This window comes from Pseudomonas paraeruginosa (assembly GCF_003025345.2).
GTDB lineage: Bacteria > Pseudomonadota > Gammaproteobacteria > Pseudomonadales > Pseudomonadaceae > Pseudomonas > Pseudomonas paraeruginosa.
The window spans coordinates 1,719,629-1,742,742 of the sequence record NZ_CP020560.1 but is presented as its reverse complement, the minus strand read 5'-3'; the positions used below and the strand labels follow the sequence as shown (position 1 = coordinate 1,742,742).

At 67.2% G+C, this 23,114-nt stretch carries 21 protein-coding genes; 7 read left to right on the top strand and 14 right to left on the bottom strand.

Annotated features, from left to right (window positions below; genetic code table 11):
• Nucleotides 1–810 (bottom strand): MerR family transcriptional regulator, encoded by an 810-nt coding sequence (locus B7D75_RS08365; RefSeq protein ID WP_012074911.1) that lies wholly within the window; start codon nucleotides 808–810, stop codon nucleotides 1–3.
• A 312-nt stretch (nucleotides 811–1,122) separates the two neighbouring features.
• On the opposite strand from B7D75_RS08365, the gene B7D75_RS08360 reads away from it, so the two are divergent.
• Genes B7D75_RS08360 through B7D75_RS08350 form a run of 3 tightly spaced genes read left to right on the top strand, consistent with a single transcriptional unit; the run spans nucleotide 1,123 to nucleotide 4,664 of the window.
• Complete coding sequence (locus tag B7D75_RS08360) at nucleotides 1,123–1,998, top strand: M24 family metallopeptidase (RefSeq protein WP_053813597.1); 876 nt, start codon at nucleotides 1,123–1,125, stop codon at nucleotides 1,996–1,998.
• Complete coding sequence (locus tag B7D75_RS08355; RefSeq protein WP_043098650.1) at nucleotides 1,995–3,767, top strand: SDR family oxidoreductase; 1,773 nt, start codon at nucleotides 1,995–1,997, stop codon at nucleotides 3,765–3,767. The genes B7D75_RS08360 and B7D75_RS08355 overlap by 4 nt, the downstream gene beginning before the upstream one ends.
• A 9-nt stretch (nucleotides 3,768–3,776) precedes the next feature.
• The gene (locus B7D75_RS08350) at nucleotides 3,777–4,664 is read left to right on the top strand and encodes a metal-dependent hydrolase (RefSeq protein WP_034082000.1); all 888 of its coding nucleotides are present in this window, start codon (nucleotides 3,777–3,779) and stop codon (nucleotides 4,662–4,664) included.
• Nucleotides 4,665–4,704: 40 nt separating this feature from the next.
• Here B7D75_RS08350 and B7D75_RS08345 read toward each other — a convergent pair whose 3' ends face one another.
• The 3 genes from B7D75_RS08345 to B7D75_RS08335 all read right to left on the bottom strand — a co-directional run bounded on the left by B7D75_RS08345 (nucleotide 4,705) and on the right by B7D75_RS08335 (nucleotide 6,909).
• Nucleotides 4,705–5,301, bottom strand: a complete 597-nt coding sequence (locus tag B7D75_RS08345) for an ATP-dependent Clp protease proteolytic subunit (protein WP_034081998.1) — start codon at nucleotides 5,299–5,301, stop codon at nucleotides 4,705–4,707.
• Between the two features lie 228 nt (nucleotides 5,302–5,529).
• Complete coding sequence (gene rfaD / locus B7D75_RS08340; protein WP_034081996.1) at nucleotides 5,530–6,522, bottom strand: ADP-glyceromanno-heptose 6-epimerase; 993 nt, start codon at nucleotides 6,520–6,522, stop codon at nucleotides 5,530–5,532.
• Between the two features lie 96 nt (nucleotides 6,523–6,618).
• The gene (locus B7D75_RS08335) at nucleotides 6,619–6,909 is read right to left on the bottom strand and encodes a SelT/SelW/SelH family protein (protein ID WP_003153251.1); all 291 of its coding nucleotides are present in this window, start codon (nucleotides 6,907–6,909) and stop codon (nucleotides 6,619–6,621) included.
• Nucleotides 6,910–6,977: 68 nt separating this feature from the next.
• On the opposite strand from B7D75_RS08335, the gene plpD reads away from it, so the two are divergent.
• Nucleotides 6,978–9,164, top strand: a complete 2,187-nt coding sequence (gene plpD, locus B7D75_RS08330) for a patatin-like phospholipase PlpD (RefSeq protein ID WP_033996570.1) — start codon at nucleotides 6,978–6,980, stop codon at nucleotides 9,162–9,164.
• A gap of 7 nt (nucleotides 9,165–9,171) precedes the next feature.
• On the opposite strand, the gene B7D75_RS08325 is transcribed toward plpD, so the two are convergent.
• The 10 genes from B7D75_RS08325 to B7D75_RS08275 form a co-directional block, all read right to left on the bottom strand.
• Nucleotides 9,172–11,211: a FimV/HubP family polar landmark protein gene (locus B7D75_RS08325; protein ID WP_107113912.1), complete on the bottom strand. Its 2,040-nt coding sequence runs from the start codon at nucleotides 11,209–11,211 to the stop codon at nucleotides 9,172–9,174.
• Between the two features lie 275 nt (nucleotides 11,212–11,486).
• Nucleotides 11,487–11,921, bottom strand: a complete 435-nt coding sequence (locus B7D75_RS08315; RefSeq protein WP_012074902.1) for a MarR family transcriptional regulator — start codon at nucleotides 11,919–11,921, stop codon at nucleotides 11,487–11,489.
• A 113-nt stretch (nucleotides 11,922–12,034) separates the two neighbouring features.
• A complete protein-coding gene (locus B7D75_RS08310) occupies nucleotides 12,035–13,051 on the bottom strand; it encodes a DUF2804 domain-containing protein (RefSeq protein WP_033996572.1) in 1,017 nt (338 codons plus the stop codon).
• Between the two features lie 152 nt (nucleotides 13,052–13,203).
• Nucleotides 13,204–14,373 (bottom strand): GGDEF domain-containing protein, encoded by a 1,170-nt coding sequence (locus B7D75_RS08305; RefSeq protein WP_107113911.1) that lies wholly within the window; start codon nucleotides 14,371–14,373, stop codon nucleotides 13,204–13,206.
• Nucleotides 14,374–14,461: 88 nt separating this feature from the next.
• The gene (gene recQ, locus B7D75_RS08300) at nucleotides 14,462–16,597 is read right to left on the bottom strand and encodes a DNA helicase RecQ (RefSeq protein WP_107113910.1); all 2,136 of its coding nucleotides are present in this window, start codon (nucleotides 16,595–16,597) and stop codon (nucleotides 14,462–14,464) included.
• Between the two features lie 84 nt (nucleotides 16,598–16,681).
• Complete coding sequence (gene htpB / locus B7D75_RS08295) at nucleotides 16,682–17,032, bottom strand: two-component system sensor histidine kinase HtpB (protein ID WP_003151931.1); 351 nt, start codon at nucleotides 17,030–17,032, stop codon at nucleotides 16,682–16,684.
• A gap of 65 nt (nucleotides 17,033–17,097) precedes the next feature.
• Entirely contained in the window at nucleotides 17,098–18,813 is a 1,716-nt protein-coding gene (gene hsbR / locus B7D75_RS08290) for a two-component system response regulator HsbR (protein ID WP_033996577.1), read from the bottom strand.
• A gap of 1 nt (nucleotide 18,814) precedes the next feature.
• Nucleotides 18,815–19,120, bottom strand: a complete 306-nt coding sequence (gene hsbA / locus B7D75_RS08285) for an anti-anti sigma factor HsbA (RefSeq protein ID WP_003151927.1) — start codon at nucleotides 19,118–19,120, stop codon at nucleotides 18,815–18,817.
• A 316-nt stretch (nucleotides 19,121–19,436) separates the two neighbouring features.
• Nucleotides 19,437–20,261 (bottom strand): protein-glutamate O-methyltransferase CheR, encoded by an 825-nt coding sequence (cheR, locus tag B7D75_RS08280; RefSeq protein WP_012074898.1) that lies wholly within the window; start codon nucleotides 20,259–20,261, stop codon nucleotides 19,437–19,439.
• Nucleotides 20,262–20,338: 77 nt separating this feature from the next.
• The gene (locus B7D75_RS08275) at nucleotides 20,339–21,271 is read right to left on the bottom strand and encodes a chemotaxis protein CheV (protein WP_003151925.1); all 933 of its coding nucleotides are present in this window, start codon (nucleotides 21,269–21,271) and stop codon (nucleotides 20,339–20,341) included.
• Nucleotides 21,272–21,402: 131 nt separating this feature from the next.
• On the opposite strand from B7D75_RS08275, the gene flgA reads away from it, so the two are divergent.
• The 3 genes from flgA to B7D75_RS08260 all read left to right on the top strand — a co-directional run bounded on the left by flgA (nucleotide 21,403) and on the right by B7D75_RS08260 (nucleotide 23,094).
• On the top strand, nucleotides 21,403–22,101 hold the full coding sequence (flgA, locus tag B7D75_RS08270) for a flagellar basal body P-ring formation chaperone FlgA (RefSeq protein WP_003151924.1): 699 nt from the start codon (nucleotides 21,403–21,405) through the stop codon (nucleotides 22,099–22,101).
• 144 nt (nucleotides 22,102–22,245) lie between these two features.
• Complete coding sequence (gene flgM / locus B7D75_RS08265; protein ID WP_003151922.1) at nucleotides 22,246–22,569, top strand: flagellar biosynthesis anti-sigma factor FlgM; 324 nt, start codon at nucleotides 22,246–22,248, stop codon at nucleotides 22,567–22,569.
• A gap of 54 nt (nucleotides 22,570–22,623) precedes the next feature.
• Entirely contained in the window at nucleotides 22,624–23,094 is a 471-nt protein-coding gene (locus B7D75_RS08260) for a flagella synthesis protein FlgN (protein WP_034081983.1), read from the top strand.
• Nucleotides 23,095–23,114 lie beyond the last annotated feature (20 nt).

Sequence of the window (23,114 nt, the reverse complement as noted above, 5' to 3'; positions counted from 1 at the left end):
TCAGGAAGGCTTTTCCAGCTTGCGCAGCATCTCGCCGACACGCTCGCCGAGCATTTCGTTGGCCGACAGCTTGAGGCCGCGCGCCAGTTCCACCTGTACCACGTGTTCCGCCAGGGGCCGCAGGCGCAGGAACACCTTGGCCAGCTCCTGCAGGTCCGGCGCCCCCGGCAGCAGGTCGGTGCCGCGGCCATCCACCAGGTGGGTGACGATCAGGCGGACGATTCCCGCCGCCAGGTGCTCGGTATCGCTGCGCAGTTCGCCGAGGTGATCGAGCAGCGCCTCCAGCGGTATGCCGCTGCGGTACAGCTCCAGGCCGGCCTGGAACAGCCGCGGGCTGGGGATCTTCATCCGCTCGCCGTCGAACAGCAGCAGGCCCAGCGCCTGGGCCTTGTCGATCACCCGGTCGTTCAGTTCGTCGCCGAAGATCGCCTGCAGTTCGTCGAAGCCGATGCTGCCGGGCGTCTCCAGGTTCCATTCGCCGATGATCGCCTGGTCCAGGCCGAGCACGTGGTCGAGGTCGCGGCCTTGCTCCCAGGCTTCCAGCAGTTCCTTGATGTTGGCGCTGGAGTAGCCGCGCTCGAGCAACTGGTTGATCAGGCGCAGGCGCTTCAGGTGGCTGTCGAAGTACACGCCGACCCGACCGCGCCGCTCCGGCGGCGGCAACAGGCCGCGGTCCTGGTAGGCGCGCACGTTGCGCACGCTGCTGCCGGCCGCGCGGGCCAGTTCGTCGACGCTGTATTCGCGGGTGTCGGCGGACGGTTGGTCGCCACGTTGCAACAGGCGCTGCAGGAGGGTCAGGGGTGTGCTCATGGAAGCGGATCATAGCCAGGCGCGCCGAACGGCCACAACCACCGAGGGCGGAGCGCTCCTTCGCCGGTGACGGGTAGCGTGGGCGCCAACCAAAGACTGGACTCGTCGGTCTCCCCACCTTCCGGCGCTGCCGCCAAAACCCGGTTTAAACGCCGCGCGCCTTCTGCGACGGGCCTTCCAGCGCTGGTAGCAAGTGCCGTAACACCGGCGTGAAGAGACTTCCCAGGGCTGGCGCAATGCCCGCCCATGGGCCAGCATCAACCATGACATCATTCAATGTCACAATAACGACAAGCCAGCCTGGAGAGAGCCATGCCCCAAGGCGCCTGGGTACCCACTGCCGACGATCTCGAACACTTCCGCCAGGTCCAGAGACTGGCCTACACCTGCTGCGAAACCATCCATGCCGAACTGCGCCCCGGCATCAGCGAGAAAGAAGCCGCGGCACTGATGAAAACCTGGTTGCTGGATCACGGCGTCGACGACTGGTTCCACCAGCCCTTCGCCTGGTTCGGCAGCCGCACCTCGTTCAAGGGCTTCGATGGCCTGCGCCATCTCGGCGGCTTCAACCTGGCCTTCTACCCCGGCAAGCAGCGCCTGGAGGACGGCATGCCGTTCATCCTCGACTGCGCGCCGACCCTCGGTGCCTATACCGCCGACGTCGGCTACTCCGGGGCGCTGGGCCACAACCTGATGCAGGAGCGGCTGATGGACGACCTGCTGGTCCATCGCCGCACCATCCTCGACCTGGTCCGCGAGCGCCGTACCCTGGCCGAGGTCAGCCAGGCGGTGGACCGCCTGTGCGTGATCCAGGGTACCCAGCCACGGCACAAGGCCTATCCCTTCGAGGTGCTCGCCCATCGCGTGGAAAAGCTCGGTCATCGCCGTGGCCCCTCGGTGGCGCGCTTCGGCGTGCGCAACCTGTACATCCTGACGCGCAACGCGCTGGTCACCGGCCGGCGCGAGGGCTGGTCGCCGCTGTGGTCCGGCGGCAAGCGCTCCGAGCACCCGCCAACGCCCGGTCTCTGGGCGGTGGAACCGCACCTGGGGCTACGCGGGGTGGGCGCCAAGTTCGAGGAACTGCTGGTAGTCACCGAGGACGACGCCTACTGGCTCGACGACGACCTGCCGCACGTCCGCCGCTGGCAGGCGCGCGGACTGCTGCCGCAAGCACGGGAGGCCGCATGAACGCGCTCCTCGCCCTCCCCGACCTGCAGCCGGAACGCCTGTTCGTACAATCCGGCGACGTACGCCTGGCGGTCTACTGTTGGGGCGCGGCGGACAAGCCGACCCTGCTGCTGGTGCACGGCTATCCGGACAACCACGAGACCTGGTTGCCGCTGATCCGCCAACTGGCCGGGCGCTACCGGATCGTCGCCTACGACGTGCGCGGCGCCGGCGCCTCGGACAAGCCACGCTGGAGCCGCGACTATCGCCTGAGGCTGCTCAGCGAAGACCTGCAGGCGGTGATCCGCGCCACCAGCCCGGAGCGCCCGGTGCATCTGGTGGCGCATGACTGGGGCTCGATCCAGACCTGGGAAAGCGTCACCGACCCGCAGTGCCGCGCGCTGATCGCCTCCTACACTTCGATCTCCGGGCCCTGCCTGGATCACGTCGGCTTCTGGATGCGCGAACATCTCAGGCAGCGCAGCCCGAAGGCCCTGAAACAGGTGGCCAGCCAGTTGCTCCATTCCTGGTACATCGCCTTCTTCCACACCCCCATCGTCCCGGAGCTGCTCTGGAGCATGGGCCTGGCCCGGCTCTGGCCGCAGTTCCTGAAGCGCGCCGAGGGCGTGCGCCATCCGCCGGTCAACCCGACCCAGGCCAGCGACGGCCGGCACGGCGTCAAGCTGTACCGCGGCAACTTCATCCGCTGCCTGTTCCGTCCGCGCAAGCGCCACACCGAGGTGCCGGTGCAACTGATCGTGCCGACCCGCGATCGCTACGTCGGCGCCCAGCTGTTCCAGCATCTGAGCCTGTGGGCGCCGCGCCTGTGGCGGCGCGAGGCGAGCGTCGGCCACTGGCAACTGCTGGCCGACCCGGAGCAACTGGCCGGCTGGCTCGGCGAGTTCATCGACGCCCAGGAAACCGGCGCGCCCACGCCCGCCCTGCAACGCGCCCAGGTCAGGCCCGACGCGCGCTCGATGAGTGGCAAGCTGGTGGTGGTCACCGGCGCCGGCGGCGGCATCGGCCGTTCGACCCTGCTCAGCTTCGCCGAGCGCGGCGCCAGCCTGCTCGCCGCCGACCTCGACCTGGAAGCCGCCGAACGCAGCGCCGAACTGGCCCGCGCGCTGGGCGCCACGGCCCATGCCTACCAGGTCGACGTCGGCGACACCCAGGCCATGGAGACCTTCGCCGAGTGGGTCCGCGACAATCTCGGAGTCCCGGATGTGGTGGTCAGCAATGCCGGCATCGGCATGGCCGGGCCGATGCTCGACACCTCGCCGGCGGAATGGGAGCGCCTGCTGCGGGTCAACCTGTGGAGCGTGATCGACGGCTGCCGCCTGTTCGGCCGGCAGATGGTCGCGGCGAACAAGCCGGGGCACCTGGTCAACGTCGCCTCCGGGGTGGCCTTCGCGCCGTCGCGCAACTATCCGGCCTATGCCACCAGCAAGGCCGCGGTGCTGATGCTCAGCGAATGCCTGCGGGCGGAACTGGCCGGACGCTCGATCGGGGTCACAGCGGTGTGTCCGGGCTTCGTCGACACCGGTATCGTCCAGGCCACCCGCTTCGTCGGAATGGATGCCGAGCGCCAGGCGCGGCGCCAGGCCAAGATCCAGCGTTTCTACAAGCGTCGCCGGCTGAGCCCGGACACCGTCGGGGAAAAGCTGGTGCGTGCCGTGGAGCGCAACAAGGCGGTGGTCTCGGTGGGCAGCGAGGTCCATCTCGGCGCCCTGCAATGGCGCTTCGCGCCCTGGGCCACGCGGCTTCTCGCGCGTTTCGACCTGACGTCCTGAGGTCCCGCCATGAGCGAATTCCAGCACAGGCTGGTACAGCGCAAGGTCCGCTTCGACTTCACCGATACCCCCCTGCACTGGGTACCCGGCGAAGCGGAAGCGTCCCATGTGATGAACGTCCTGCACATGCTCCTGCCGGCCGGCGAGTTGTGGTTCTGCCGCCTCTACAACAGGGCCCTGCCACTGGTGAGCGATGAACGCCTGCGCGACGACGTGCAGGGCTTCATCCGCCAGGAGGCGATGCACTCGCGGGCCCACGACGGCGCGATCCAGCGCTACCTGGGCAGGTTCGACATCGATTCGAAGCCGTTCACCGCCAGGATGGATTTCCTTTTCGAGCGCCTGCTCTGCGACTACCCGCTGGGCCGCAACCGCCTGACCCGCGCCCTCGACGGCTGGTGGCTGCGCCAGCGCTGCGCGATCATCGCCGCGGTGGAGCATTTCACCTGCGTGCTCGGCAAGTGGGTGCTGGAAGCGAAGGAACTGGACCGCCGCGGCAGCGACCCGGTGATGCTCGACCTGCTGCGCTGGCACGGCGCCGAGGAAGTCGAGCATCGCAGCGTCGCCCATGACCTGCACGTGCACCTGGGTGGCAGCTTCGTCACCCGCCAGTTGAGCATGATCCTGGTGATCGTCCTGCTGATGTACCTGTTCGACGCCGGCACGCGCACCCTCCTCGCCCAGGATCCGAGCCTGCGCGACGGCAAGCGACAGGGCTTCCTGCGCATCTGGTGGCGCCTCGGCAAGCGGGGATTGCTGCCGAACCTGGCGCACACCTTCCGCGACGTCGGCCGCTACTTCAACCCCTGGTACCATCCCGAGCACGAGGCGAACACTCAGGAAGCCCTGGAGTACCTGGCCAGCTCACCGGCGGCGCGGCGCGCGGCGAGCGCCTGAAAAGTGGCGGCGCCCGGCACCGCGCCGGGCGTCGCCGGGATCAGTCGCGCGGCAGGACGATCTCGCGTTCGGAGACGATGATCCGGTTGACCAGGCCGTAGGCCTGCGCCTCCTCGGCGTTCAGCCAGAAATCGCGCTCGGTGTCCGCGCTGATCTTTTCCGGCGTCTGCCCGGTGGCTTCTGCGAAGATCCGGTCCAGGCGCTCTTTCATGCGCACGATCTCGCGGCGGTAGATCTCGATGTTGCTCGCCGGCCCCTGGATACCGCCGGACGGCTGGTGCAGGAGGAAGCGGGTGTTCGGCAGCGAATAGCGGTTTTCCTTGTCCGCCGCGGCGTAGATCAGCGCGCCGGCGCTGGCCACGCTGCCCGAGCCGATCATGATGACCTTCGGTGTGATGAAGCGGATCGCATCGAAGATCATGTCGCCGGACTCGACGTGGCCACCCGGCGAATTGACGAACATGTGGATCGGTTCGTCGCTGATCGAGGCGAGGATGTGCAACTGCTGCACCACGTCCCTGGCCAGCTTTTCGTTGACCTCGCCGATGACGAACACCTTCCTGGCCTTGAGCGCGAACTCCATCAGCCTGGCGCCGCCCGGCTCGGCGCCTTCCCGGTCTTTCTCGTCGGTCCTCATGCCCACCCTCCTGGTAATGTCGAAAGATCCGCCCGACCGGTTCGCTCGGCCGGCCGCCATGGCGACGCGCCTCCGTGTGTCTCGGCCGGAACCGCCGTTAAGCGGGCCCGGTGCGGCAAACGAAACGCCGGAAGCCTGTGAGCATATCCCCGTCCAGCGCTCCGCGTGGCATGCGGCCCCCTACCAGAATTGGCAGGCGGCGCGGGGAGCGCGCCGCCCGACGGGCGCTCAGGCGCTGCGCGCCAGCCAGCGGCAGTATCCGCCGACGCCCTCCTCCAGACTGAGGAAATCGTCGCGGTAACCCGCCTCGCGCAGCAGTTCCAGGTCGGCGCAGGTATGGCTCTGGTAGCGCGCGCGCAACGCCTCGGGGAATTCGCGGTAGCCGAGCAGGCCGCTCTCCAGCGCCTGCGCCAGCACCAGCGGCGGCTGGTCGGCGCTGGCACGAACGCTGTTGATCACCGCCAGGGCGACATCGTTGAAGCTGCGCGCGCGGCCGCTGCCGAGGTTGAAGATGCCCGAGCGCTGCGGGTGGTCGAGGAAATGCAGGTTGACCCGCGCCACGTCCTCCACCGCGACGAAGTCGCGCAGGTGGCCGCCGGCCGGGAAGCCATCGTGTTCGCCGAACAGCACCACCCGCCCGTCGCGGCGCAGCTGCTGGTAGCAGTGGTAGGCCACCGAGGCCATCCGTCCCTTGTGCTCCTCGCGCGGACCATAGACGTTGAAGTAGCGCAGGCCGACCACCTGGCTGCGCGCCTGCGGCAGCGCCCGACGCACGCGCTGGTCGAAGAGGAACTTGGAGTAGCCGTAGACGTTCAGCGGCCGCTCGTACTGGCGCGCCTCGCGGAAAGTCCGGCCGGCGCCGTAGACCGCTGCCGACGAGGCGTAGAGGAACGGCACGCCGAGTTCCAGGCTGGCCTCCAGCAGGCGACAGCTGTAGCGGTAGTTGTTCTCCATCATGTAGCGCCCGTTGCTTTCCAGGGTGCTGGCGCAGGCCCCCTGGTGGAACAGCGCGCGCACGGGACCGAAGTCGCCACGGGCGTAGCGTTCGATGAAGTCGTTCTGGTCCAGGTAGTCGGCGATATCGGCGTCCGCCAGGTTGCGGAACTGCTCGCCGTCGGTGAGATCGTCCACCGCGATGATGTCGGTCTCGCCGCGCTGGTTCAGCGCCTGCAGCAGATTGCTGCCGATGAAGCCGGCGGCGCCGGTGACGATGATGCTCATGGGCACTCCCTTCGACAGGATGAATGCCCCCAGGCTATTCCTCCGCGCCCGCTCGCCCGTTGACCTGCAACAAGCCCGGCGGCGAAGGACGCCGGTTCAGCGCGATGGGCGGTCGTTGTGGCCGAGATCGCGCTGCGGATCGATGCGGTCGCGGACCCGCTGCTTGAGCGCCTTGGCCTCGGGGAAGCCGCCGTCGGCCTTGCGCTCCCAGATCTGCACGCCGTCGCAGGTGATCCGGAAGACCCCGCCGGTGCCAGGTTCGAGAGAGACTTTTCCGAGATCGTCGGCGAAGGTGCTGAGCAGTTCCTGGGCCAGCCAGGCGGCACGCAGCAGCCACTGGCACTGGGTGCAATAGGTGATGACGATTTCGGCTTTCGCGGTGGACATGTCGGCGGCTCAGGGGAAACGGTCGCGCCTATAATAGCCGCCTTTTCACCCGGCTCCGGATCGTTCTCATGCGCCGCCTGCTGCTCTTACCGCTGCTTCTGCTCCCCTTCTTCTGCCTCGCCGCGGAAACCCGGCCGAAGATCGGCCTGGTCCTTTCCGGCGGCGCCGCCCGCGGCCTGGCCCACGTCGGCGTGCTCAAGGCCCTGGACGAACAGGGAATCCAGGTCGACGCCATCGCCGGCACCAGCATGGGCGCGGTGATCGGCGGCCTGTACGCCTCCGGCTACACCCCGGCGGAGCTGGAGCGCATCGCCCTGGAGATGGACTGGAAGCAGGCGCTTTCCGACGCATCGCCGCGCAAGGACGTGCCGTTCCGGCGCAAGCAGGACGACCGCGACTTCCTGGTCAAGCAGAAGATCAGCTTCCGCGACGACGGCTCCCTCGGCCTGCCGCTGGGCGTGATCCAGGGCCAGAACCTGGCGATGGTCCTGGAAAGCCTGCTGGTGCACACCAGCGACACCCGCGACTTCGACAGGCTGGCGATTCCCTTCCGCGCCGTCTCCACCGACATCGCCACCGGCGAGAAGGTGGTGTTCCGCAAGGGCCACCTGCCCCAGGCGATCCGCGCCAGCATGTCGATCCCGGCGGTGTTCGCCCCGGTGGAGATCGACGGCCGGCTGCTGGTGGATGGCGGCATGGTCGACAACGTCCCGGTGGACGTGGCGCGCGAGATGGGCGTGGACGTGGTGATCGTGGTCGACATCGGCAACCCGCTGCGCGACCGCAAGGACCTGGCAACCGTGCTCGACGTGATGAACCAGTCGATCACCCTGATGACCCGGAAGAACTCCGAAGCCCAGCTGGCCACCCTGAAACCCGGCGACGTACTGATCCAGCCGCCGCTGTCCGGCTTCGGCACCACCGACTTCGGCCGCGTGCCGCAACTGATCGACGCCGGCTACCGGGCCACCACCCTGCTCGCCGCGCGCCTGGCGGAACTGCGCAAGCCGCAGGACCGCAACAGCGAGGCGCTCGCCGTGGCGCGCACGCCGAACCAGCGCAAGCCGGTGATCGACGCGATCCGGGTGGAGAACAACTCGAAGGTCAGCGACGAGGTGATTCGCCACTATATCCGCCAGCCGCTCGGCGCGCGCCTGGACCTCGGCCGCCTGCAGGACGACATGAGCACGCTCTACGGCCTCGACTACTTCGACCAGGTGCAGTACCGGGTGGTCAAGGAGAAGAAGCTCAATACCCTGGTGATCCATGCCACCGGCAAGAAAGGTGGCACCGACTTCCTGCGCCTGGGCCTCAACCTGTCCGACGACATGCGCGGCGAAAGCACCTTCAACCTCGGCGGCAGCTACCGCATGAACGGCCTCAACCGGCTCGGCGCGGAGTGGCTGACCCGCGTCCAGCTGGGCGATCGCCAGGAGTTCTACAGCGAGTTCTACCAGCCGCTGGACGTCGGCTCGCGCTACTTCGTCGCGCCGTTCCTCTTCCACGAGGCGCAGAACGTCGACGTCACCGAGGACAACGACCCGCTGCTGCGCTACCGCCTGGAACGCTACGGCTACGGCCTCAACGTCGGCAGGCAGATCGCCAACAACGGCGAGATCCGCCTGGGCGCGGTGCAGGCCTACGGCAAGGCCGACGTGCGCATCGGCGACCCGGGGCTGCCGGACATCGACTTCACCGAGGGCTACTACGAACTGAAGTATTCCTTCGACACCGTCGACGACGTCAACTTCCCCCACGAAGGCGAGGAAATCGGCCTGACCATGCGCCGCTACGACAAGTCCCTGGGCTCGGATGACAGCTACCGGCAGTGGGACCTGCGGTTGAACAAGGCGCTCAGCTTCGGCGCCGACACCTGGGTATTCGGCGGCGGCTACGGGCGCACCCTGGACGACGCCGAGGTGGTCGCTTCCAGCTTCACCCTCGGCGGCGCCCGCGAGCTGTCGGGCTTCCGCCGCGACGCGCTGTCCGGACAGAACTACAGCCTCGGGCGGATCGTCTACTACCGGCGCCTGACCGAGCGTTCCTTCCTGCCGCTGGACTTCCCGCTGTACCTGGGCGGCAGCATCGAGCGCGGACGCATCTGGAACAACGACAACCAATACGACAGCGGCTACATCAACGCCGCCAGCCTGATGTTCGGCTTCGATACACCGCTGGGGCCGCTGACCTTCAGCTACGGGATCAACGACGAGAACTTCAAGGCGTTCTACCTGAACCTCGGGCAGAACTTCTGAGCGGGGCTCAGGCGATCAGCGCCAGCAACTCGCGGGCCTCGGCCTTCTGCCACGGATCGCCATGCGCCGCCACCAGGCGCAGGATCCGGCTGGCCTGGTCGAGGTCGCCGCTGTCGATGCAGGCGCGGGCCCGGTCCAGGCTGGCCGAGGCCTCTTCCGCCGGCGTCGCGGCCGGCTCCGGCGGCTCGAGTTCGAGGTGTTCGTACTCGGCGACATCCGGCAGCTCATGGAGATTGCTCTCGAACGCCAATGCCTCCTCCTCCGGCGGTTCCGCCCTGCCGACAGTGGCGCGGCGCGGCAGATCGGGGTTGTCCAGGGGATTCTCCAGGGCGCCCCAGTCGAGATCGAGATCGAGGTTGAGGTCGCCGAAGCCGTCGGCGCCCGAGGTCGCATCCGGTTGCTGCAAAACGGGCGGCTCGGCCAGCGGCAGGTCGCTCCAGTCGTCGTCGTTCATCGTTGCCGCCGGCGCCTCGGTCGCCGGCATTCGTAGCAGTGCCGGGTAGCGCCCACGCAATTCGTCGATGGCCGCGGCGCTACCGCCATTGGCCAGGGTTTCCGCGGCCAGCGCATCGAAGCCCGTCGCATCGCCCAGCTCCGCCAGCACCAGCAACAGCTTCATGCGTGCGCTCAGGCGCTGCGGCTGTTCGGCGAGCACCTGGCGCAGCAGGTCGCGGGCCTGCCCGTAGCGTCCGTAGGCGATATAGATGTCGGCGCCATCCAGTTTGTCCGCCGGCGCCGTTGCGCCCCGCGGAGCGGCGCCCGGCGCCGGCGCCGGGACAGGCGCAACGGGCGGGCCGGACGGCACGGCGGATGCCGTCGCAGGCTGGCGCGCGAGCGGTGGCGGCGTGGCCGCCCGCGCTTCGGCCGCTGGCACAGGTGGGGCCCGACGGAGCGGCATGCGCCGCTTCGGTTGATCGCCGGCAACCACTGGCGCCTCGCGCCGCCGCCGCCACAGCAGCAAGCCGAACAAGGCCAGGACGAGCAGCAGGATGATCAGCCAGCGCCAGTGCTCCGAGTCCGCCGCACTCTCGCCGGATGGCGTCGACGCAGCGACCGCGACGGGCGGGGTGGCGGGTTTCGCCGCCTGGCGTCGGGCCAGTTGCTGCTGCAACTCGCTGACCTGGCGGTCGCGCTGTTGCAACTGTTCCTGCAAGGCCTGGAGCTGGCGCTGCAGGTCGTCCATCCGCTGACTCAGCTCGGCGCGCTGGCGGGCCAGCAGCTCGGCTTCGGCGTCCGCCTGGCGCTGCGCCTCGGCCAGCGTGGCCGGCGTATCCTCCGCCAGGGCGGCAGCGGCCGGCGGCAAGAGTTCCAGCACAGCGTCCGGGGCCACGGCCGGCGCCTCTTGCGGCGCCTGGTAGCCGGCCGGCAGGCGCAGGCGCTGGCCGGCCTTGAGACGATGCCGGTCGGCGCCGACGAAGGCCTGCGGATTGAGCTGGTACAAGGCTTCCATCAACTGCGCGCGGTCGGCGTTGCCGCCGCGCAGGCGTCCGCTGATGGCCCATAGGCTGTCGCTGGGGCGGATCAGGTATTCCTCGCCGGGCCGCAACAGCGCCGGGCTCAGCGCCACGGGAGCACGGCGGCGAGGCTGCGCTGCGGAAGGCGCCCACTGCGTCGTGGACGCCGCGCGCGCGGGCGCCGGACGCGGAGCATAGCCGAGCGGATCGAGCAGCACGGTAAACTCGCGGACGATGCGGCCGTTGGGCCGGGCCACCTCCACCAGGAAATTCAGATAGGGCTCCTGCACCGGCCGGCTAGAGGAGACCTGGATGCGGTTGCCGGCCCGGCCCTGGAGCACCGGCCTGAAGCGCAGCTCCTGGAGAAACTGCAGGCGCTCCACACCGGCCGCGGCGAAGGCATCGGCGCCCGCCAGGCCGACCTTGATCTCTTCCGCGTCGAGATCACCGACGTCGAGCAGTTCGATATCCGCATCCAGTGGCTGGTTGAGCGCCGAATGCAGGGTGATGTCCCCTACTCCCAGGGCGCTCGCTCGCGCCGCCATCAGGCAGGCGCAGGCACACAGCAATACACGCAAGGCTTTACCGGGCATTTCCGTTCTTTCTCCGCACGTCGAGCACACAGCCGCCCTCGGCGCACTGCTACATCTATTTCACACTAGCCCGGATTTCGCCCTCTACGGGGCTGAGCGCACCGAATGGCGCAGAACATGGCTTTTTGCCATCACTGAATAGAGGAAAGCCGTGGAGGCGGTCAAGACTTTTCGCCAGAAAACCGACGAAAACCTTGTTACTGGGCTTTCGCATGAAAGCCCGGGGGGTGCTGCCATAAAAATGGCGACTCTTGCGGAATTGCGTGACGCAATGCTCAGCGTTTTTCCAGGTTCGCCAGGATGCGCAGGAGCACCTGCTGGCACAGCGCCTGTTCGCTTTCGTCGATCCCGGCCAGGACGTCGTTGCGCACGCTGGCGGCGATGGCCTCGATGTCCGCGATCAGCACGTCGGCCTTGGGTGTCAGCACGATATGCTTGGCCCGCCGGTCCTCGGCTACCGCCAGGCGCCGCACCAGGCCCTGGGACTCCAGGCCATCGAGCAGGCGCGCCAGGGTCGGGCCCTCGACCCCGACCGACTGGGCCAGTTCACGCTGGGTCGGCGAGTCGCGGTGACGCGCCAGGTGCAGCAACACCAGCCAGCGCGCCTGGGACAGGCCGAGGTGGCTGAGGCGGCGGTCGAGTTCAGCGCGCCAGGCACGGGAAGTCTGGGCTAGCAAGGTGCCGAAGTAGTGCTTGTCTGTCTGAGCCATGGGGAAATGGAGGTCCGATATATCATTTGACTAATTATTAGTCGGCTAATAATGCCCGTCCAATTTTCCGCCGTACAATGACAAATTGTCGCACGATGTGCGCAGCCCCCCGCCTACCACTTGGCGTACTGGTCCTCGACGAAGCCCCAGAGTCGTTCGATCCTCACCTCGGCTCGCCCGGCCGGCCGCAACACGCCGCTGAAGCAGCCGAAGATCTGCTTGAAATTGCTCGCCAGCAGGCCGAGATCGAGGCGCTCCTGGTGCATGCCATGGGCCTCGAAACGCAATTCCACCTGGCCGTCGCAGGAACGGATGGTCCAGGGGCGCAACGGTTGGTCGCGGTCGAACTCGAAGCGCACGCTGTCGACCTTCACCAGTTGGCCGTCCAGCCAGTAGCAGTTCTCGGTGAAGCTGGTCTCGTTGACTCCGCACGACAGGTTCAGGCCGACCCGCAGCCCACCCGCCTCGCCGGACAGGCAAGCCCAGTTCCAGAAGGTCTCCGGGCGCATGTAGCCGGCCGACCAGTCGTGATGGGCGAAGGCGTCCAGGGCCTGCAGGTCGTGCTCGCCGAGGGCGCTGCGGACTTCGCCGCGGCAACGCACGCCAGCCACCTTCTGCGCGTAGACCCAGCCGTTCACCGCGGTCGGCGTGCACAGGCACATCGGCTGGAACGGCGGCGCGTCCTCGCTGAAGCGCGCATCGATGCGGGTGCCGTCGTCGAGCTCCACCAGCAGGCGCTTTTCCCGCGGCGCCGGGTGGTTCTCCAGGCGCAGCAGGTTGCGTCCCTGGCGCAGTTCGCAGACACCGTCGTCCGGGGACTGGGAAAACCGCGTACCGAACCCCAGTGGCAGCTTGAAGCGCCGCTCCAGCATGCGTCCGCTGGAAGGTTGGTAGAGATAGACGAAGCCGACGCCGAGCAGGCTCAGCTGGGCCAGGGCGCAGCCGCCGATCAGCTGCGGGCTGATCAGGCCGAAGTACTGGAACTGGTGGAAGCGGCGCCACTTGCTCAGCGCACCCAGGCGCCGCCCCATCGGCGAACGGAAGTCGAAGTCGCGGTAATTGATGTGCTGCGGGGCATTCGGGAAGATGCCGTAGTGCGGTTGGCCGTTGGCCTGGATCAAGCGCTGCATGGGTTTCATCCGGCTATCGTTCCGCGGCGGGAACGGCAGCCCTGTGGCTGCGCCTGCCATTTTCCTGCAGAACCTAGCATCCGCCGCGCCCTCCCGCAGTCACCGGTGACGCCAGGCGCAGGGACAAAATCGGCCACGCCGCCGCCCCGCTCTCAGGCCACCACCTGGTTGCGACCGAACGCCTTGGCTTCGTACAACGCCCGGTCGGCATGCTCATAAAGGTCATAGAGGCGCTTCAGGTCGTTGCCGGGAGCCGGCCACAGGCACGACACGCCGATCGACAGGGTCACCTCCCGCGCCGTCTGCGAGCCCTCGTGCTCCATGCGCAACGCCTGGACCTGCTCGCGCAGCGCTTCCGCGCGCAGCCTGGCCTCGTGCTCGTTGGCGCCGTACAACAGCAGGGCGAACTCCTCGCCGCCCAGGCGCACGGCCATGTCCAGCGGGCGCCGGGCGTTCGCCTCGAGCACCCCGCCGATACGCTGCAGCACCGTATCGCCGGCCTGGTGGCCATAGCGATCGTTATAGGCCTTGAAATGATCGACATCGCAGAGCAGCAACGCGAGAGTCTGCTGCTCGCGCTGGGCCTGGCGCCAGAGGCGGTCCAGATGCTGGTTGAAGCTGCGCCGGTTGTGCAGGCCGGTCAGGCTGTCGTGGTCGGCCATCAACCGCAGCAGGCGGCTGATCAGGAAGTGCTCGCGCGACTTGTATTCCAGCAGGTAGCAGCCGACCGCGCCGATCAGGTTGCCGAACAGCAGGAACAGCAGGTTGTTGCCCAACGGCTCGTGGGTGCCCGCCCAGACTTCGCAGCCCAGGTAGGCGAGCAGCACGATCAGCGCACAGCTCAGCGCCTGGACCAGGCGCAGGCCGGCGAGGAAGTAGGCGGCGAAGCTGACCAGCAGCAGGCCTTCGTAGGGGTAGTCGGGATCGGCCCGGTGCGCCAGGCCGACCACCGCCGCCGCGCCGACGCCGAGGGCGAGGACGCAGGCGATGCTCAGCGGCACCATCAGCTGGATGTGTCGGCGCAACATGATCAGCCAGCCGCAGACCAGCAGCAGGACCAGCACGCCGAGGCGCACCGCCAGCACGCCCCACAGCGGTGGGCCGGCGAGGATCAGCAGGTCGATGCCGATGAACGCCAGCCAGACGAGCATGCCGACGCTGAGGGCGATGCGCTTCAGCGCGAAGCTGTCCTCCAGCATGTAGCGCCGGTAGTCACGCTCCAGTTCGGGGAGGAAACGCAGCCCGCGGAACCCGCGGCTCAGTTGCTCGGAATAGAGATTGGAACGCACGTCGTCCAACCTGTCCTTCTGTGTCACGCACACCTCTTCTCTTGGAGGGCTTGGCGTCACAGTAGACGCTTGCGAAGGACGTCACAAGATTGGCGCCGGAAAATACCGGCAAATGGCCATATCAGGACTCCAGTTCCAGCTGCAGGGCGGCGCGCACGCAGTGCAGAACGCCGCTCGGCACGCGCTTGCCGAAGCGCTCTTCGAGCGCCGCCACCGGCGGCAGTTCGCCATCCTCCTCGAGGAAGGCGTCCTGGATCTCGCCGAGCAGCTCCTCCGGCAGGTCGAGCGCCTGCTCCAGGCTCACCTGCTGGCCGGCGATGGCTTCGGCGAGCATGGCATAGACGTTCTTCTCGCTGCAGTTGAGCTGGCGGGCGATCTGCGCCGGGGTCATCCCGGCACAGGCCAGGCTGACCAGTTCGTGGCGCAGGTCCAGCGGCGGCGCGGCGGGCGCCGCCGGCGAATCGGTGAGGACATCGAGGAAGGCCTGGCCGTAGCGCTCCAGCTTGCGCGCGCCGACGCCGCTGACCTGGGCCATGTCGGACAGCGAACGCGGCTGGCTGCGGAGCATTTCCAGCAGGGTGGCATCGGGGAAGATCACGTAGGGCGGCACCGAGTGCTCCTCGGCAAGCTTGCGCCGCAGCATGCGCAGCGCCTCCCACATCTCCCGCTCCTCGCCGCGCACCAGTTGGCTGGCGGCGCTGGCGCCGCCGGAGGCCCCCTTGGCGCGCTGCGGCTTGAGGTCGCGACGCAGTTCCAGCCGCACCTCGCCGCGCAACAGCGGACGACAGGCCTCGGTCAGGCGCAGGCCACCGAAGCCGTCCAGGTCGACATCGGCCAGGCCGCGCGCGACCAGTTGGCGGAACAGGGTGCGCCACTCGTCCTCGCCGCGTCCCTTGCCGATACCGAACACCGCCAGGTGCTGGTGGCCAAGACCGCGGATCTTCTCGGTCTCGCGGCCGAGCAGGATATCCACCAGATGGCCGACGCCGTAGCGCTGGCCGCTGCGGTAGATCGCCGACAGCGCCTGGCGCGCCGACTCGGTGGCATCCCAGGTCTCCACGCCGTCCACGCAGTTGTCGCAATGTCCGCAGGGCTGCGGCATCTCCTCGTCGAAATAGGCCAGCAGCGCCTGGCGCCGGCAGCGGGTTTCCTCGCAGAGCGCCAGCATGGCTTCCAGCTTGTGCCGCTCGACGCGCTTGTGCCGCTCGTCGCCCTCGGAACTCTGCATCATCTGCCGCAGCAGCAGGACGTCCTGCAGGCCGTAGGCCATCCAGGCGTCGGCCGGCAGCCCGTCGCGCCCGGCGCGGCCGGTTTCCTGGTAATAGGCCTCGAGGCTCTTCGGCAGATCGAGGTGGGCGACGAAACGCACGTTGGGCTTGTCGATGCCCATGCCGAAGGCGATGGTCGCCACCATGATCAGCCCCTCCTCGTTGAGGAAGCGCTTCTGGTGGTGGGCACGCAGTTCGTTGGACAGTCCGGCGTGATACGGCAGCGCGGGGAAGCCCTGGTTGCCGAGGAATTCCGCGACCTCCTCGACCTTCTTCCGCGACAGGCAGTAGACGATGCCGGCATCGCCGCGTCGCTCGGCGAGGAAGCCGAGCAGCTGCTTGCGCGGCTGCTCCTTGGGCACGATGCGGTAGAAGATGTTCGGCCGGTCGAAGCTGGAGAGGAACTGCTCGGCGTTCTGCAGGTGCAGGCGCTGGATCATCTCCTCGCGGGTGCGCATGTCCGCGGTGGCGGTCAGGGCGATCCGCGGCACCTGCGGGAACAGTTCGGCGAGCTGGCCGAGTTGCAGGTATTCGGGGCGGAAGTCATGGCCCCATTGCGACACGCAGTGCGCTTCGTCGATGGCGAACAGGCCGACCGGCAGTCGTTGCAGGAAGGCCAGCATGCGCGGCTGGACCAGCCGTTCCGGCGCCAGGTAGAGCAGCTTGATCTCGCCGCGCTGCAGGCGCTCGGCGATCTCCCGTTGCTGCTCGGGGTTGAGGGTGGAGTTCAGCGCCACCGCCGGCACGCCGAGCTCGTCGAGGGTGGCGACCTGGTCCTCCATCAGCGCGATCAGCGGCGACACCACCACCGTCAGGCCTTCGCGCAACAGCGCCGGGACCTGGAAACACAGGGACTTGCCACCGCCGGTGGGCATCAGTACCAGCGCATCGCCACCGTCGGCCACCCGCTCGATGATCCGCGCCTGGTTGCCGCGGAAGGCGTCGTAACCGAAAACGTCTTTGAGGATGCGTAGGGCTTGCTCGCGCATGAAGGACTCCAAATCGAGCGGCGCATTATACGCCAGGGATGCTCGAACGGGCCGTTCCCTTGTCGCCGGATGAGGACGAAAGCCTCAGCGATAGCGCTGACGCTCCTGTTTGAAAAGGATGCGCACGATGGCGAATTCGCGTTCCATCTGTTCGATCAGCGCCGGCGCCCGTTGCAGGTCGCCGCGCCTGGCGCTCTCCTCCAGCTCCTTGCAGTAGCCGGCGAGGAGCACCGCGCCCATGTTGCTGCTGCCCCCCTTGAAACTGTGCGCGGTATGCCGCAGGGCCTGGGCGTCGCCGGCCTGGACGGCGGCATGCAGGCTGCGCAGGCGCTCCTCGGAGTCGAGCACGAAGGTATCCAGCAGGACCGGATACTCGTCCTCCATCACCTCCTGCAGCGAGGCCAGCACACGGTCATCGAGATGCGGCGCGGACATTCGATCGCTCCCTGAAGTCGACTTCCGATGCCCCACCCATTAGGAGCACCGCGACGAAAGCGCGATTATGCCTGAGGCGACCAGAAAAACTCCACGGAGACCACCTTGCCGTCGGCCGACCACTGGCAGCGGTCGGACAGCTCGCGGATCAGCCGCAACCCCCTGCCGCAGAGTCGCTCCCGGCGCTCCACGGCATCCAGCGCGCGCTCGACGTCGAACCCCTCGCCACTGTCCTCGACCCGTACCAGCAGCCGCCCGCCTTCGCCATGCGGCGCCAGGTCCAGGTGCAGCCGCACGTAGCCGTCGCGCAGCGCCTGCAGGCGACTGACGCGCTCCTGGTAGTAGCGGGCGAAACCCGCCGCGTCGCTCTTCATCGCCGAGTCCAGGCCGATGACCCCATGTTCCAGGGCATTCGAATACAGTTCGGCAAGTACCGTGTAGAGGGCGCCGCCACGCGCGCGCAGATCGTGGACCTCGAGCAGCAGTTGCAGCACATGGGGCAGCGGATTGAAATGCTTGAGGGTCTCGGCGCGGAATTCGAAGCTCACCGACCAGTCCAGCGGACTGCTGACGCCACTGTCGGAAAACGCCAGCGGCGGGCATTGCAGGTCCGGGTCCGGCTCCAGGCGCACCTCGAGCATGCTCACGTCGTCCTGCACCACGCCACGGAACTGCGCCAGGCTGCGCTGGATCTCGTCGAACAGCGCCGAAGGCTGGCGATTGCGCTCGAACAACTCGAGCAGCCGCGCCTCGCCGAACATCTCGCCGGCCTTGTTGCTGGCTTCGAGAACGCCATCGGAAAACAGGAAGATCCGGTCCTCCGGCCCCAGCGGGTAGGTTTCGCAGCGGTCGCTGAAGGCCATCGGATCGAGGATGCCCAGCGGCAGGTGGCGGGACACCAGGGCGACCCGCTCGCCGCCGGCGGCACGCACCAGGTAGCCGTCCGGCAGGCCGCCGTTCCAGACCTCCACCAGTTCGCGCTGAAAGCTCAGGTTGAGCAGCGTGGCGCAGCAGAACACGCCGACCGGCAGGATGCGTTTCAGCTTGGCGTTCATCTCGCGGAGGATGTCGGCCATCGGGTAGCCCTTGGCGGTCATCCCATAGAACACCTCGGCCAGCGGCATCGCGCCGATCGCCGCCGGCAGGCCGTGGCCGGTGAAATCGCCGAGCAGCACGTGCATGCCGCCGGACGGCTTGTAGGCAGCCAGCAGCAGGTCGCCGTTGAACAACGCCAGCGGCGATTGCAGGTAGCGCACGTTGCTCGCATTCAGGCAGCCGGAGTGGGCGACCTTGTCGAACACCGCCTTGGCCACCCGCTGCTCGTTGAGCAGGTGCTCGTTGTGCCGGGCGATCAGGTCGCGCTGCTCCAGTACCGTGCGCTGCAGCAGGTGCAGGCGGCCCATGGCGTTGATCTTGGCTTCGAGGATCACCCGGTTGTAGGGCTTGGAGAGGAAGTCGTCGCCGCCGGCCTCCAGGCTCTGCACCAGTGCCTCGGTCTCGCTGAGGGAGGTGAGGAAGATGATCGGCACCAGTTCCTCGCCGGCCTGCTGCTTGATCCGCCGCGCCGCCTCGAAACCGTCCATCACCGGCATCATCACGTCCATCAGGACCAGTTGCGGGCGCTCGGCCTCGAACAGCGCCACCGCCTCCAGGCCATTGCCGGCGGTCAGCACGCGATGTCCCTGGCGGCTGACGATGGTCGACAGCAGCAAGCGATCGGCCGCGTTATCCTCGGCGATGAGAATCGTCAGGCTCTCGATCCGCGCCGCCGCAGGGTTCATCTCAGGTGATCTTGAACAGCTGCTCGAAGTTGGAAATGGCGAGGATCTTGCGCACTTCCGGGCTGCAGTTGGCCAGGCTGATCTGCGCGCTTTCGCCGCCGGCGTGGTCGCGCAACAGCAGGAGCATGCCCAGTGCCGAGCTGTCCAGGTAGGTGGCGTTGCGCAGATCGACGACATAGCGCCGCGGGGTGATCGCGACCCGCTCGTAGGCGTCGCGGAAGTCCTGATGGGCCCCGAAGTCGAAGCGTCCCTGGATCTGGATGGTCAGCTCTTGGCCGTCGGCCGAGGGCAGCGCAGTGATGGCCATGAAACTCTCCTGGTAGGCGTGTCGAATCGGGGAACGCTCGAATCATGTAAGCAGTTCCCCGGCAAAGCGGCAACTTGCCAGGCTTTCCAACTATCAGAAATATCTGTCAATACAAGCACATCGCGCTGCCCTAGACTGCCCCGCTCCGAGCAAGCCGTCCTGTGCTGAGCGGGCTGCGACGGCGCCGCCGCGCGCGGCACTCGGAGCCAGGGCAGTGGGCGAATGCTTCCGACCCACCTGCCCGTCCCAAGCGGACCCGCGCCGAATTGTCAGGTCACCCCCGCGCAGTTCGGCGCGGGCCCGCTTTCCTCAGGTTCTACTTGGCCCGATAGATGATGCCCGGATTGCACTGCACCATCTGGTAGTGGTCGGGCAGGTTGTTCAGCGCCTCGGAGGCGCCGAGGAACAGGTAGCCACCCGGTTTCAGCGTGCCGTGGATGCGCAGCAGGATGTCGCGCTTCACCTCGGCGGAGAAATAGATCAGCACGTTGCGGCAGAACACCATGTCGAACTTGCCGAGGCTGGCGTAGCTGTCCAGCAGGTTCAGGGCGCGGAACTCGATGCGGCTGCGGATCGCCGGCTTGACCGCCCAGCGCCCCGGCCCCCTGGCGTCGAAATAGCGCTGCAGACGCTCCGGCGACAGGCCGCGCCCCATGGCCAGGCTGTCGTACTCGCCGGCCTTGGCGGCGGTAAGCATCGAGCCGGACAGGTCGGTGGCGACGATCTGCACCCCCGCCTTCAGTTGCCCCAGATTGGTCTTCTCGAACTCGTCGATGGCCATCGACAGCGAGTAGGGCTCCTGGCCGGAGGAACAGGCCGCCGACCAGATCCGCAGACGCTGCCCGCCGTTGGCCTTGATCAGTTCGGGAAGAACCCGCTGCTTGAGCACCTCGAACGGATAGGTATCGCGAAACCACAGGGTCTCGTTGGTGGTCATGGCGTCCACCACCATCTCGCGCAAGCCGCCACGCTGGGTCTGGATGCGTTGCACCAGTTCCCCCAGGCTCTTGATGCCCTGTTGCTCCATCAGTTTGTTCAGCCGGCTCGAGACCAGGTACTGCTTGTTGCTGCCCAGCACAATGCCGCAGGTCTTCTCGAGGAAGACCCTGAACAACTCGAAATCCGCATTAGCTGCCGACACGCATAAGCCTCTTCGCCCTGGGCGACCGGAACGCAGCCGGTCGCCCGTATTCACATTTGTCGTAGGGAGCCGATCGCTCAGCCCTCGTCCACTGCCTTGACCCGCTCCACCACCCGCGCCGCCAGGTCGTCCGGACGGAACTTGGCGAGGAAGTCGTCCGCACCGACCTTCTTCACCATCGCCTGGTTGAAGACCCCGGACAACGAAGTATGCAAGAGAATGTGCAGTTTCTGCAGGCGGGGATCGCTACGGATTTCCGCCGTCAGGGTATAGCCGTCCATTTCCGGCATCTCGATGTCGGAGATCAGCATCAGCAACTCGTCTTCCGGGCGTCGTCCTTCGGCGAGCATGTTCTGCAGGTACTCCAGGGCCTGGCGCCCGTCGTTCAGCGCGGTTATTTCCACGCCGACCGCCTCCAGGCAACGGATCACCTGCTTGCGCGCCACCGACGAATCGTCCACCACCAGCACCCGCTTGGTCACCGCGCGACTCTGGGTCTCGGCGTCGATCACGCCGTGGGAGACTTCCTCGGACGTCGGGGCGACCTCTGCGAGCACCTTCTCCACGTCGATGATTTCCACCAGTTGCTTGTCCACCCGGGTCACCGCGGTCAGGTAGTGCTCGCGGCCGGCGCCCTTGGGTGGCGGATGGATCTCTTCCCAGTTCATGTTGACGATGCGCTCCACCGAGCGTACCAGGAAGCCCTGCACCTTGGTGTTGTACTCGGTGATGATCGCGAAGCTGTTGGTCAGGTCCTGCAACCCGCGGCGGCCGGTGGCCAGCGCCAGGTCGAGGATCGGAATGGTGCCTCCGCGGATGTTCGCCACCCCGCGCACCACCGGACTGGACTTGGGCATCACTGTCAGGCGCGGGCACTGCAACACCTCTTTCACCTTGAACACGTTTATGCCGTAGAGCTGATTGCCGTCCAGGCGGAACAGAAGCAGCTCCAGACGGTTCTGTCCGACCAACTGCGTGCGCTGGTTGACTGAATCCAAAACACCGGCCATTGGCGCTCCCCTCAGACGATCGTGACGGACTCCGGCACGACCATTGCTTGACCCGTTGCATGAAACAGGCAACGACAGTTTTTCGACGAATGATGGCACGTAGCCATGTCTCTTTACGATTTGTACCCGTTTTGCTCGGGCTCGGCTACCTGTGCGCGCCGAATCACGGCCAGGCCCAGGGTTTTACCGCTCCCGAAGTGCTTATCGGCTCCACCCAGGGGTTTCTTGAGTTCAAGGTAGAAGAATATCTGCAGAATAGCGGACTCGACGCGCGCTACGAGGTTCAGGTCAACCGGGTCGACCCGCGCCTGCGCCTCGCCGAGTGCGACAGGGACTTGACGCTCAGCCAGGAAAGTCCGGCACAGCCGGTTGGCCGGGTGACGGTGCGGGTCCGCTGCGAAGGCGGTTCGCCCTGGACCATCTTCATGCCGGCCCAGGTGAAGCTGTTCCGCCAGGTGGTCGTCGCGGTGCAGCCGCTCAAGCGCGAGCACGTGCTGGACGACGCCGACATCGCCCTGGTCGAGCGCGACGTCGGCCTGCTGACCCAGGGCTACCTGACCGATCCGGCCCGCGTCGTCGGGCAGAAACTGCGGCGGCCGGTGATCAACGACCAGGTGCTGGCGCCGGCGTTCCTCGAGCAAGCCGAGGCCGTGCGCAAGGGCGATCAGGTGGTGATCCTCGCGCGTACCGCCACCATCAATGTGAAGATGCCCGGCGAAGCGCTGGCCGATGGTGCGCCGGGGCAGCAGATCCGCGTGCGCAACCTGCGCTCGCAGCGGGTGATCAAGGCCCGCGTGCTGGAGCCCGGCACGGTCGAGGTGAATATGTAGAGGGAAAGCCGTGGCCGGTAGCGCTGGCGCTACCCCTGCGGGTTTCTCTAAACTGGGAAACGACGCACGAAAATAAGTCCTAAAGTTTTTCAAGCCTTCGCCGAAAAGCTAGGCAAGCGTCCAATACCTTCGAGGTTTACAACCATGGTCATCGACTTCAACCGGCTGAATCCCGGCACCACGCCAGCCACCACCGGCCGTACCGGCAACACCGCCGCCGGCCGTCCCGACGCCGCTGGCGCCGACAAGGCAGGCCAGTCCGCGAGTCCCGCGAAGCAGAGCGGCGAGTCGGTGCAGATCAGCGAAACCGCCCAGAACATGCAGAAAGTCACGGACAAGCTGCAGACCCTGCCGGTGGTCGACAACGAGAAGGTTGCCCGGATCAAGCAAGCGATCGCCGATGGCACCTATCAGGTCGACAGCGAGCGCGTTGCCAGCAAGCTGCTCGACTTCGAATCCCAGCGCTGAACTCGAAGGAAGCGCTGGGGGCCATTGGACGCCGAATGAACTCCCGAGCCCGAGATGCCAGACTCCCCTACCCTGCTTGACCTGTTCGCCGAGGATATCGGCCATGCCAGCCAGCTCCTGAAGCTGGTCGATGAAGAATTCCAGGCCCTGGAACAACGCGACCTGGCGGCCCTGCAACAGCTTCTCGGCGCCAAGCAGCCGCTGATGCAGCAGCTGGAACGCAACGGCCGGGCGCGCGCGGAGATCCTCCACACCGCCGGCGTTTCCCTCGACCGCGAAGGCCTGGCCCGCTACGCCCGCGAGCACGCCGACGGCGCCGAGCTGCTGGCCCGGGGTGACGAGCTGGGCGAACTGCTGGAGCGCTGCCAGCAGGCCAACCTGCGCAATGGCCGGATCATCCGCGCCAACCAGGCCTCCGCCGGCAGCCTGCTGAACATTCTCCGCGGCCAGGACGCTCCCGGCCTCTACGACAGTCGCGGCAGTACCGCCTCGAGCGCCAGGCAACGTCCGCTCAGCCAGGCCTGACGACCACCAGCGCAAGCATC

Bases quoted from the DNA above. Each gene is read 5' to 3' on its own strand.
- B7D75_RS08365 (WP_012074911.1), bottom strand. From the start codon at position 810: ATGAGCACACCCCTGACCCTCCTGCAGCGCCTGTTGCAACGTGGCGAC.
- B7D75_RS08360 (WP_053813597.1), top strand. From the start codon at position 1,123: ATGCCCCAAGGCGCCTGGGTACCCACTGCCGACGATCTCGAACACTTC.
- B7D75_RS08355 (WP_043098650.1), top strand. From the start codon at position 1,995: ATGAACGCGCTCCTCGCCCTCCCCGACCTGCAGCCGGAACGCCTGTTC.
- B7D75_RS08350 (WP_034082000.1), top strand. From the start codon at position 3,777: ATGAGCGAATTCCAGCACAGGCTGGTACAGCGCAAGGTCCGCTTCGAC.
- B7D75_RS08345 (WP_034081998.1), bottom strand. From the start codon at position 5,301: ATGAGGACCGACGAGAAAGACCGGGAAGGCGCCGAGCCGGGCGGCGCC.
- rfaD (WP_034081996.1), bottom strand. From the start codon at position 6,522: ATGAGCATCATCGTCACCGGCGCCGCCGGCTTCATCGGCAGCAATCTG.
- B7D75_RS08335 (WP_003153251.1), bottom strand. From the start codon at position 6,909: ATGTCCACCGCGAAAGCCGAAATCGTCATCACCTATTGCACCCAGTGC.
- plpD (WP_033996570.1), top strand. From the start codon at position 6,978: ATGCGCCGCCTGCTGCTCTTACCGCTGCTTCTGCTCCCCTTCTTCTGC.
- B7D75_RS08325 (WP_107113912.1), bottom strand. From the start codon at position 11,211: ATGCCCGGTAAAGCCTTGCGTGTATTGCTGTGTGCCTGCGCCTGCCTG.
- B7D75_RS08315 (WP_012074902.1), bottom strand. From the start codon at position 11,921: ATGGCTCAGACAGACAAGCACTACTTCGGCACCTTGCTAGCCCAGACT.
- B7D75_RS08310 (WP_033996572.1), bottom strand. From the start codon at position 13,051: ATGCAGCGCTTGATCCAGGCCAACGGCCAACCGCACTACGGCATCTTC.
- recQ (WP_107113910.1), bottom strand. From the start codon at position 16,597: ATGCGCGAGCAAGCCCTACGCATCCTCAAAGACGTTTTCGGTTACGAC.
- htpB (WP_003151931.1), bottom strand. From the start codon at position 17,032: ATGTCCGCGCCGCATCTCGATGACCGTGTGCTGGCCTCGCTGCAGGAG.
- hsbR (WP_033996577.1), bottom strand. From the start codon at position 18,813: ATGAACCCTGCGGCGGCGCGGATCGAGAGCCTGACGATTCTCATCGCC.
- hsbA (WP_003151927.1), bottom strand. From the start codon at position 19,120: ATGGCCATCACTGCGCTGCCCTCGGCCGACGGCCAAGAGCTGACCATC.
- B7D75_RS08275 (WP_003151925.1), bottom strand. From the start codon at position 21,271: ATGGCCGGTGTTTTGGATTCAGTCAACCAGCGCACGCAGTTGGTCGGA.
- flgM (WP_003151922.1), top strand. From the start codon at position 22,246: ATGGTCATCGACTTCAACCGGCTGAATCCCGGCACCACGCCAGCCACC.
- B7D75_RS08260 (WP_034081983.1), top strand. From the start codon at position 22,624: ATGCCAGACTCCCCTACCCTGCTTGACCTGTTCGCCGAGGATATCGGC.